Source organism: Bradyrhizobium sp. B097 (genome assembly GCF_038957035.1).
Classification (GTDB): Bacteria; Pseudomonadota; Alphaproteobacteria; order Rhizobiales; family Xanthobacteraceae; genus Bradyrhizobium.
Genome location: NZ_CP152412.1, coordinates 1005792 through 1015820, shown reverse-complemented (window position 1 = coordinate 1015820; position 10029 = coordinate 1005792). Strand labels below are relative to the sequence as shown.

General features: G+C 62.5%; 8 protein-coding genes. 3 read left to right on the top strand and 5 right to left on the bottom strand.

Annotated features, from left to right (window positions below):
- Position 1 precedes the first annotated feature (1 nt).
- Positions 2–1771, bottom strand: a complete 1770-nt coding sequence (locus AAFG07_RS04620; RefSeq protein WP_342726210.1) for an alkaline phosphatase family protein — start codon at positions 1769–1771, stop codon at positions 2–4.
- 426 nt (positions 1772–2197) lie between these two features.
- Here AAFG07_RS04620 and AAFG07_RS04615 point away from each other — a divergent pair, with 426 nt between their 5' ends.
- Positions 2198–3505 carry a cytochrome c peroxidase gene (locus tag AAFG07_RS04615; protein ID WP_342726209.1) on the top strand — a complete coding sequence of 436 codons (1308 nt, stop codon included), beginning with the start codon at positions 2198–2200 and terminating at the stop codon, positions 3503–3505.
- 12 nt (positions 3506–3517) lie between these two features.
- Here AAFG07_RS04615 and AAFG07_RS04610 read toward each other — a convergent pair whose 3' ends face one another.
- The 4 genes from AAFG07_RS04610 to AAFG07_RS04595 form a co-directional block, all read right to left on the bottom strand.
- Entirely contained in the window at positions 3518–4207 is a 690-nt protein-coding gene (locus AAFG07_RS04610; RefSeq protein WP_342726208.1) for a hypothetical protein, read from the bottom strand.
- A gap of 120 nt (positions 4208–4327) precedes the next feature.
- Positions 4328–6385, bottom strand: coding sequence for an alkaline phosphatase family protein (locus AAFG07_RS04605; protein ID WP_342726207.1), 2058 nt, complete (start codon positions 6383–6385; stop codon positions 4328–4330).
- Positions 6386–6623: 238 nt separating this feature from the next.
- Positions 6624–8000: a cytochrome c peroxidase gene (locus AAFG07_RS04600; protein ID WP_342726206.1), complete on the bottom strand. Its 1377-nt coding sequence runs from the start codon at positions 7998–8000 to the stop codon at positions 6624–6626.
- Positions 7997–8782: an EfeM/EfeO family lipoprotein gene (locus AAFG07_RS04595; RefSeq protein ID WP_342726205.1), complete on the bottom strand. Its 786-nt coding sequence runs from the start codon at positions 8780–8782 to the stop codon at positions 7997–7999. Before AAFG07_RS04595 ends, AAFG07_RS04600 begins: the two co-directional genes overlap by 4 nt.
- 233 nt (positions 8783–9015) lie before the next feature.
- Here AAFG07_RS04595 and AAFG07_RS04590 point away from each other — a divergent pair, with 233 nt between their 5' ends.
- On the top strand, positions 9016–9507 hold the full coding sequence (locus tag AAFG07_RS04590) for an A24 family peptidase (RefSeq protein WP_342726204.1): 492 nt from the start codon (positions 9016–9018) through the stop codon (positions 9505–9507).
- 82 nt (positions 9508–9589) lie between these two features.
- A complete protein-coding gene (locus AAFG07_RS04585; RefSeq protein WP_342726203.1) occupies positions 9590–10021 on the top strand; it encodes an MAPEG family protein in 432 nt (143 codons plus the stop codon).
- The last annotated feature ends 8 nt before the right edge of the window (positions 10022–10029 follow it).

Sequence of the window (10029 nt, the reverse complement as noted above, 5' to 3'; positions counted from 1 at the left end):
GTCAGTGCCAGCCTTCGCCGGCCTTCAGCGCCGCCGAGAGGCTGCGCACCGGACGCGTCACCAGCGGATCGAGATCGAAGCGCTTTTCGAGCATCCGGAGGATCGACGTGGTGTCGAAGTCCTCATGGGCGACGCCCGACTTGTTGAAGCGCTTGGCGATCAGCAGCGCCGGAATGCGGGTGCCGGGGCCCCACTGGTCCGCAGCCTTGGCTTCGGCGCCATGACGGTTGAACGGCGGGGGCGGAACGTGGTCCCACTGTCCACCGAACTCGTCATAAGTGATGACGATCAGCGTGTCCTTGCCATCCGGCCCTTCGACGATCGCCTTGACGAGATCGACGAGATGCTGGCTGCCTTCGGATTCGCTGGTGTAGCCCGGATGCTCGTTCTCCTCGCCGATCGGCTTGATGAAGCTGACCTGCTTCAGCCGGCCGTTCTTGGCCGCCTGGATGAACTCCGCCTCATCCTTCAGGTGATCCCTGCGGGCCTGCGTTCCGGGCGCGAAATTGGCGAAGTAGTTGAGCGCCTGATGGTGGTACTGGAAGTCCACGTCCGGGCAGTTCGGGAACACCGCCGTCGAGACATGGTTCGGATCGGTGCAGGTCGTGCCGTTGCCATTGGTCCAGCCGGACGCGCCGACATCGCCATTGGCGTTCGACCAGCCGCCCGAATACCAGGCCCAGTCAACGTGCTTGGCCGACATCCGATCGCCGATGTTCGGCGTGTGCAGCGGCGGCAGGCGCTTGATGTCCGGGGTGCCCGGTGAATAGGGCTGATAGGTCGGCTGCGTGGTGTTGACCGCGTAGTCGCCGCAGGCGAGGCCGGCCGGCAGGCCGGGCTGGTTGCATTTCGCCGTCAGCTGCGCGTCCTTCACGGTCGAGAGCGGCGTATAGAGCGGCGTGCTGGTCGGCATGCCGTTCGCGTCGACGATCGCGTGGAAGTCATTGGCGCTGCCGTCGTTCAAGGCACCGACGAACTGCGGCGCCGCGGCCGCGACCAGGAACTGGTGGTTGAGGAACGAACCGCCGAAGGCGCCCTGGAAGAAGCTATCGGCGATGACATAGTTCGGCGCACCGTGGCCGTGGAGATAGGTGTAGATGGGCAGCTTCTTGGTGTCGTAGTAGCCCATGACAAGACCCGCGGCATCGCTGCCAGTCATGTAGCGGTTCTGCCGGCCGCCGTTGAGCTGGTACTGCTCGCTGTAGAAGCGATGCACGATGTCCTCAGTGCAGCCGCCGGGCGCGCCGGTGCCGTTGAGGAATCCGTGCGCCGCAAAAGACCCGAGGGGCTTCGGACAGGTGGTCGCCGAGGTCGGGATGAAGTCGTTGATCTCGAACGGCTTGTTCTTGAAGGCGCTGAGGATCGAGACCGAGCCCGTATTGTCGGTGCAAGTCGTCGGTTGCGGCGACGGAGAGGTCAGGTTGACGTCATTCTGCAACAGGCAGGCATAGACGGTCTGGTTGTCCTGCCGGACCTGCAGCGTGTGCGCCTGATCGGCGTCGGAGGTACCGTTGATCCGGTCACGCCCGACATCGCCCCAGTGTCCGTAGAGGTTATCGAAGCTGTGGTTCTCCTGGTAGATCACGACGATGTGCTTGTACTGATGCACACCTTCATGGCCGCGGTCGCGCAGGTCACGCAGCTCGTCCCTGACCTCGTGCTTGAACTCATCAACGATCTTTTCGACCAAATTCTCGGCGTTTGCCACCGGTGAGATGGCAACGGCGCCAGCAACAACTGCGAGCGCCGGAATGGCTCCCCAAAGCCGCATAGTGCTCTCCTGATTCAGAAAGAAATAGAAATGGAGTTACACGCTATGCAAAACACATTTCGCCGGGATGACCGTTTTTCGACGCGCGCACAAATGCGTGAAAAGATGCACGCACCGATAAATCTTCGTTCTGTCAAATTCAGACCGGCTTGCGTCTCGTTGATCGATCGTCATCAAACCGCAATCAACAGTCGTCTATCCAAACAGATGGTCATTGATCCTGCCGACAGGAAACTGTCACCTCCGTGACATCTTCCGAGGTGCGGCAGCGCAAATGCATTGTGACAGGGGCGTTTTCTCGCAATGGTTTGGGATATTCTGGCGTCCGGTTCCGGAAAATGTGGTGCGGCATCGGCCGACCGTGGCGTTCGAACCGCACGGGTCGCGTTGCTGGCAGTCGTCGTTGCGCTTCTCCCATTCTGCGCGATGGCATTCCCGCTCGGCGGCGACCAGACCGTGCTGCCGGCCGGCACCGAATTTTCCGAGGACGCGCTGGCGCGGCCGCGCGAAATCTTTCATTCCGAAGCGATGGGCGGGCGCAAGTCCTATCTGGTCAATCTCGGCGATCTCGCGTTCAATTCGCCTTCCATCCTGGGCGGCAAGGCCCGCCAGGCCGAGATGAGCTGCGGCACCTGTCACGTCAACGGCGCATCGAACCCGAAATTGTTCGTTCCGGGCGCATCCTCCCGCCCCGGCACCTTCGACACGACCAGCCTTGTCTTCAACGCGAAGACGTTCAACAGCATCCTCGATCCGGTCAGGATTCCGAGCCTGCGGGGCGCCCGCTTCCTCGCCCCCTACGGACATGACGGGCGCATGACCTCGCTGCGCGACTTCGTATATAATGTCATCGTCAATGAGTTTTCCGGGCCGCGGCCGAGCGATGCGGTTCTCGACGGCCTCGTCGCCTATATCAACGATATCGATTTCCTGCCCAATCCGAAGATTGCGCCCGGCGGCAGGCTTGCCGCGCAGGCCAGTGTTGAGGAACGGCGCGGCGAGGCGCTGTTCTTCAAGCCGTTCCCGAAGCAGGCCGAGCTGAGCTGTGCCGGCTGTCATATTCCGGCCGGAACCTTCAACGACCAGCTGCGTCACGACGTCGGATCGGGCGGGCTGGTCAAGACCCCCACCTTGCTCAACGCCAACTTCAATGCGCCCTACTTCCACGACGGCCGCTATGACAGCTACGAACAGGTCGTCGATCATTTCGATCGCGTGTTCGACCTCGAACTGTCGACCCAGGACACGCAGGACCTCGTGGCCTATCTCAATGCGGTCGGCGACGGCGAACGCGCCTTCGACAAGGACGGCGTCGTGCTCCGGATGAAGGAAGTGCTGGAGCTCTCGAGCGTCCTTGAGGTCGCGATCCCGGCCGCCGACACCGCAGTGGTGTCATTGGCCGTGACCGGGGTCGGCGCCGAACTGCGCGAATTGACCGAGCACATCCCCGACATCAGGAACACCTCGGTCGGCGGCAAGGACGAGCGGCTCGCCGCGCGCGCGATCCTGAAGGATCTCGTTCTGACCTTGCGCCGCATCGACCTCGAGGTCGGCGCCGGCCGGATCGACGAAGCGATGGTGGAATACCGCAAATTTGCCCAGCTGGTGAATTTCGACGTTCCGGTCGCCCTGAAGAAGGCCGAGCCCTGGTCCCTCTTCAACAGCAACGTGCATCAGTCGCACTACACGGCGCTCGGCCGGATGCTGCCGGTGACAAGCCGACAGCCGCAGTAACGCGCGACGCGCTCACTGCGCGGCCGGCGGCGCGACCCATACATCGCTCTGCTGGATCCGGCGGATCAGCGCCTCCGGGTCGAATTTGCGCAGACCTGCGGGAATTTCGAAGGTTTGCGCCGGCTGCGGCTCGTCGCGGATGTGATCGGCGACGATCACCGTCCCATCCGCGGTCTTGATCTGCACCGGAAACCCGCGCGCGCGGTCGACCCAGCCGGTAAAGCTCAAGCCGGACGGTGCCGTGATTCGATAGACGTCGGTGTTGCGCCCCGCGATCGCTTCCTCTCCATTGCGCTGGCAGTGCCATGTCGCGGGATCGACCGGCGCGGAAAGCTGCGCCATCGCCAGCCATTGCCGGCAGGGACCGTCCGGATCGACCGGGACGAACAGCTGGGTGAGCGGGCTCGATTGCATGGCCTTCATATAGACGTGTGCGACCGGGCGGACGAAATAGGCGGCGGGCTTGGCGGTATCGAGCAGAAAGAAGCCATCGGGCAGCGCGGCTGCATCGATCCGCGCTTTTCCGCCCGAGACCCGCAGCGTTCCCATGGCGGTTGCCATATCGTCCTTCCGCGCGAGGAGGTCGGCGGAAAACTGCTGCGCCGCTGCCGGCACCGCTGCGTTGGCCAGGATGGCCATTGCGAACACGGCACTCCTGCCTCCCTTCCACATCGTCTTGCACGTCGTCTCGTCGCGCTTCATCGCATATCCCCGGTCGATCGGCTGGCGGGCAGGCAGAACATGACAGCGCCGACCGAACCAATGGTTCGATCGGCGCCGGCTTCGGATGGACTCAAGACCTCGTCCTGGACGAGATCTCGATCACTCGGTGTAGGACAACGTGACCGGCTTGCTGAAGTCGAACGCATCGAACAGGTCAGACAGTGCCGGGCTGTTGGTCGGGACGTACTCGTTGTTCTTCGAGTAGGTCGGGTTCGGCAGGTTGTCGCGGCTGCGGTGCGTGAGCGGCTCGAGAGCCCAGTTGCGCTCAATGAACTTCAGCAGCGAAACGTGGTCGGCGTAGTTGTGGTTGACCTTGCCGCCCGTCGAATAGGGCGAGAGGATCAGGGTCGGAATACGCGGTCCATCGCCGAAGAAATCGATCGACTGCGTGTAGCCGGAGTCCCAGTAGCCGCCGGCTTCGTCCCAGGTGATGAAGACCGCGGTGTCGGCCTTCAGCTCCGGATTGTTGTCCAGCGCGTTGAGCACGTTCAGGACATAGGCCTCGAACAGATCAACCTTCGAGCTCTGCGGATGACCGTCGAGCAGACCGTCCGGCTTGCCGAACGACACTGCGGGCAGCGTGTTGTGCTGGATCGCCGTGATCAGATCCGCCGTGTCCTTCATGTGAGCCTGACGCACGGTCGGATTGGCCATGATCGAGGTCGCATACTGGAACGGGTTGCAGATCTGGCAGTAGGCAACACCGAGCGCGTGCGCCGGATCGGCGACCGCGGCGGCGCCGAGGTTGGGGTTCGAGGGGTTGGCGGCAACCGCGGCGTTGGAAAGCGCCACGGCGTCGTTGAACGCACCACCATAGAACGCCCAGGTGATGTTCTTCTCGATCAAAGCGTCACCGATCGTACGAACCGACGACGGCGGGACGTTGTTGCCGCCCGACAGCGCGCCGTTCGGCAGATAGCCCGGATTGACGTTGTTGAGCATGTAGTAGTGGTTCGGCTTGCAGTTCGGCTCCGCCGCGTACGGCAGATTGTTGAGGTAGGTGACGATCGGCTTCACGCCGGGCTGGAACACGTCAGAGCAGTTGCTCCAATTGCCGTCGACCGTGTAGCGGTTGACCGAGCCCGCGACCGGGTTCGGGTTGGCGATCAGGTTCGCCGGCGGCGTCACCGGATTGCCCTTGCCGTCGCTCCAGAAGGCTGCATCGCCGGTGCCGAGCATGAAGTGGTTCGCGCCGGTGCCGCCGTGGAACGACTGGTGGAAGTTGTCGCTCAGCGTGAAGCGGTCGGCGAGCATCTTCAGGATCGGGGCCTGACCCTGCTGGGCATTGTAGAAGCCCATCGAGTTGGCCATGCTCTTGTTGGACGCCGAATAGGTCGCCATCACGAACGGGAACAAATCGTTCAGGCAACCCGAATTGTTCTTCTTGGTGGCGCTGGCGGCGCTGCAGTCTTCCTGCTGCCAGTCCTGATAGAAGCGATGGGTCGAATCGCCGGTGTAGTCGTCGTCGCTGATCTGCTCGCCCTGCAGCGGGAACGGTCCGTTGAGACCGCCGGCGCCGGGAACGCGGGTATCAAGCACACCGGTCGGCAGGCCGCTGAAGCCGGTGGTCAGGATGTCGAGATCGGCCGGGTCCATGTCCTTTTCGACGCTGGCTTCGGCGATCGTCTTGAACGGGGGCGAAGTGTCGTTCTGCGCGGTCGGCGTCCCGTTGGTGTTCGGCTGCGGCATCACATTGGTCGCGTTGTAGGGCGACTTCGCGATCGCCGGCGCGCCGATGTAGAAGGACGGCTGGCCCGCAACCGAGTACTGCTGCGCCTGCGCAAAGTTCGGTCCCGGCGTTCCATCCTCGTTGACGATGCCCCTCGACAACAGGTTGGAGATGGTCTGCCCCTTGCCCTTCGGCTTGTAGATACCGAAGGTGTGATCGAGGCCGCGGTTCTCACCGATCAGGATGATGACGTGCTTGATCGGCGAAGCGGTCTTGCCCTTGCCGCCGCGATCCTTGTCGTCATGATCGTGGTCATTCTTGACGCGATCAGCTTCCTGATGCGCCTGGTGATTGTGATGCGGGCGCTTGTCCCAATCACTGTGTCCGCCCGGATAGTGAGCGGCATATGCGGCTGTTGCGACGAGCACCGTTGACGCGATGCAGAGCGCGGTGCTGGTTCGCCAGTGCTTTTTGTAGTTCAAACTCATTGTCGACCTCAGGGTGTTTGCGGTTAGCAACACACACTGCTTAGTGCGACAGTATGACGCATGGTTTTCGCTTGCGTGAAAGCGCGCGAGAAATTTCGAAACGTTCAAATATTTTCTGTGAAGACATCTGCTGCTGCACGCTGCATCTCCACGATTCGACTCTCCGACTGAAGATCGAATTCGGATGCAGCGCTCCACGCAGCGACGCGGATCGCAAATGCCCTACAATTCAGCTCAATCAATGCGAGACGTGCCCGGAGCGCATCACCTCGCGAAGCGCGGCGTAATGCTGATCATGCACATTTTGATTGAACAACGACCACGGCTCGGCGCTCGCCAGTAACGCAGGCACCGCAGCCGCCATCAGATTGCGATAATTCCTGAACTCGGTTGCAGCGTCGGCGTTGCGGCCTGCGGCAACGGCCATCTCGATTCGCCGCAGCGTGAGCACGAGCTCCTTCAGCCCGCTGCGCGCAAGCACGCGCTGCTGCTCGCCGCCGGACACGCTGGTGTTCTTGCGATCGGGATATTGCTCGGTCAACTCGCGCAGCTCGCGGCCGATCGTATCGACTGCAAGCGCGACGATGTCCTTGTCGCCGGCGGGAATCGCGGTCGCGAGCACCGTCGAGAAATCGTTGATCTCCTTCAGCGTTGCACCGGCGCCGTCGCGTTCATAGGGCTGCACGCCGTCGCCGACGGCCGTGAGATAGGCAACGAGGTCGCCCTTGTCCTGCGCCGAGAGGTCGAGCTGAAAGGTCCGGTCGAAATAATCGACGACCTGGTTGAAATTGTCGAAGCGGCCATCGTGGAAATACGGCGCGTTGAAGTCGGCGTTGCGCAGGGTCGGCGTCTTGAACAGGCCGCCCGAGCCGACGTCATGCTGCTGATGATCGACAAAGCCGGACGATGGCACGTGGCACCCCGCGCAGCTCAGCGCCGGATCGTGCGGGAACGGCTTCGCGAACAGCGCTTCGCCGCGACGCTCCGCGTCGGTGATCTTGCCGGCCAGCCGCCCGGCGGGACCAAGGCTCGGATTGGGCAGGAAATCGATGTCGTGAAGATAGGCCACGATCGCATCGAGCGTGGCCGGCGACGGCTCGGGACCTGCGAACTCGCTGGTGATGACGTTGTGGACGAAGTCACGCAGCGAGGCGAACCGGCCATCGGCGCCGTAGGGTGCGAGATAGCGGGCGCCGCGCAGGCTCGGAATCCGCACCGGATCGAACGAAAGGTTGTTGGCCTTCGGATTGAACAGCGGCCCCGTAGTGTCGAACGTGCCGGGCCGGCTCGACATCTTCGGCATGAAGAATTTGGCGTTGTTTGCGCCATTGACGTGGCAGGTGCCGCAGCTCACGCCGGCCTGCCGCGCCACCTCGCCGAGCAGCCCCGGCGAATTGAAGGCGAGATCGCCGAGATTCACCAGATACGACTTGGCGCCGGTCCGCTCGGACTGGAACACCTCGCGCGGCTTGTCGAGCGCATCCTCGTTCAGCTCGGTCGCAACCGGCAGCACGGTCTTGTCGCCATCGACCGGAAACGCCGCCGCGCGCCCAAGCAACGCAAGGGCGATGACCGCGGAGAGCAGCGCAGCCGGACGCAGCTGAAGCGATTTCATCGCGCCTGCGCCTCCAGCGTCGGGCGCTGCAGCCCGAGCTTTGCCGAGGCACTCTGCAACGCGACGACCAGCTCCTCGCTGGTCTGGCGCAGATCGGCGATATTGACATGCGGCAGGTCGGGCGTCGCGACGATCGCCTCGAGCTGCTCGATCCGGTTCGTCACCATCTCGTCAAGCTTGCCGTCGACCGTGTTGAGCGCGGCGGAGAAAATCGTGTGATAGGCGAAGTCGATGCCGGCGATATTGTTGCGCATATCGTCCAGCGAGGTGCCGCTGATGCGCGACTCGCCGCCATCGGCTTTGCTCTCGCCGACTTCGTAAGCGAGCCGCACGGTGCCATCCAGGAGGCCTTGCGGCGTCAGCTTGATATCCTTGAGCTTGCCGTGAAGATCGTTCAGGTGCTCGACAAGGCCAGTCGCATCGGTAGCGACGTCGGTACTACCGGCTCCGAACAGCTTGGCTTCGATGGCATGGAACCCGCTGTCCGCGTTCGGCCAGGCGTCGATCTGCGCATCGAGCTCTGGGACGAAGCCTGCGGTGAACACCTCCGAGCGCTCCCAACCGGCGCGCGCCGACAGCCAAGCCTTCCGTGCACCGGGCAAATCCACCGCAGCGGCGCGCTCGCGCAACGCACGCGCACCCGCCAGCGCGCTGGCAACGCCCTCGATCAGATACGGCCGATAGCGCTCGGCGCCGTCCTCGAGAGCGCCCGCGTTCGCGGCGCGCACGCCTGCCGACGCTGCCAGCAAAGCAAGGCACGCCGCCACTCGCATCTTGTGCATAGCCAACCCACTCGTCTGCCGCAAAGGGCTCGCGGCACGTAATCGGCCGAACTATTGTCGGTATCCTATGCGGATTTGTGACAGCGCAGACTTTTTGTCGCATCTTTTCTGCTTCGCGATCGTTGTTGACGATCACATTCCCGCAAACGCATTGCTCGATTGAAAATGCACTGTTCAACGCGCGCGAGTTGTTGCAACACAGCGTGTTCACGCGTCACACTTGTCCCGCCACCATGCCAATCGATCGCGAAGCTCTTTATTTCATTGCATCCTACGGCGCGCTTTGCGTGCTGTGCTGCACCGTCGCGCTGATCGATCTGCGCCACGGCATCATTCCCGATTGGCTGAATCTTGCGATCGCGGCACTCGGGCTCGCACATGTCGTGGTCACTGAAAGCATGACAGCCGCGTTCAGTGCGATGGCGATCGCCGCCCTCGTCGGCGTCCTGTTCTTCCTCTTGCAGCGCCTTTACTTCGTCTTGCGGCATGTCGACGGATTGGGACTTGGCGACGTCAAGTTTCTTGCCGCCGCAACGATCTGGGTCGGAGCTTTTGGCATTCCGACTTTGCTGCTGATCGCGGCGCTCGCGGCACTTGCTGTCGCCGGCAGCCTGCAACTCGCAGGACACGAGATGAAGCGCCAGACGTCGATCCCGTTCGGCCCCTTTCTTGCGCTCGGACTACTCCTGACGCCGGCCCTGCAGAACTGGCTCGGATTGAGCTAGGATCGACCACCCCACGCGAGTTCGTGGATGACATCTGCGAGAAATCGCAATAGGTTCCCGGTGTTACGCGGGCAGAGAGGGGATGGCACAGGAATATATCTTCTGGCCGATGATCGTGATGGCGCTGCTCACCTTCATCCCGCTGGGTATGATGCCGATCAAACGAATCCAATCCGCACTTCGCGGCGAAACCACGCCGGACGATTACAAGCTCGGCGAATCGGCGAGGGTGCCGGCGGACGTCTCGCTTCCCAATCGCAACTATATGAGCACCCTCGAAGTGCCGGTGCTGTTTCACGTCCTGTCGCTAGCGCTCTACGCAACCAGCAGGGTCAATGTAGTCTTCCTGCCTCTGGCCTGGGCCTATGTCGTGCTGCGGATGGGCCACAGCATTATCCATCTGACCTACAACAGGGTCATGCACCGACTGGTCCCGTTCGCCGCCAGCAACTTCGTGCTGATTGCCATGTGGGTCATGTTCGCACTCAGTCTTTTTCGGTTCGGTTCGAACTAGGGTCAAGG

What these genes read in the sequence shown, in the direction of transcription:
- AAFG07_RS04620 (WP_342726210.1), bottom strand. Translation starts at nt 1,771, where the DNA reads ATGCGGCTTTGGGGAGCCATTCCGGCGCTCGCAGTTGTTGCTGGCGCC.
- AAFG07_RS04615 (WP_342726209.1), top strand. Translation starts at nt 2,198, where the DNA reads ATGGCATTCCCGCTCGGCGGCGACCAGACCGTGCTGCCGGCCGGCACC.
- AAFG07_RS04610 (WP_342726208.1), bottom strand. Translation starts at nt 4,207, where the DNA reads ATGAAGCGCGACGAGACGACGTGCAAGACGATGTGGAAGGGAGGCAGG.
- AAFG07_RS04605 (WP_342726207.1), bottom strand. Translation starts at nt 6,385, where the DNA reads ATGAGTTTGAACTACAAAAAGCACTGGCGAACCAGCACCGCGCTCTGC.
- AAFG07_RS04600 (WP_342726206.1), bottom strand. Translation starts at nt 8,000, where the DNA reads ATGAAATCGCTTCAGCTGCGTCCGGCTGCGCTGCTCTCCGCGGTCATC.
- AAFG07_RS04595 (WP_342726205.1), bottom strand. Translation starts at nt 8,782, where the DNA reads ATGCACAAGATGCGAGTGGCGGCGTGCCTTGCTTTGCTGGCAGCGTCG.
- AAFG07_RS04590 (WP_342726204.1), top strand. Translation starts at nt 9,016, where the DNA reads ATGCCAATCGATCGCGAAGCTCTTTATTTCATTGCATCCTACGGCGCG.
- AAFG07_RS04585 (WP_342726203.1), top strand. Translation starts at nt 9,590, where the DNA reads ATGGCACAGGAATATATCTTCTGGCCGATGATCGTGATGGCGCTGCTC.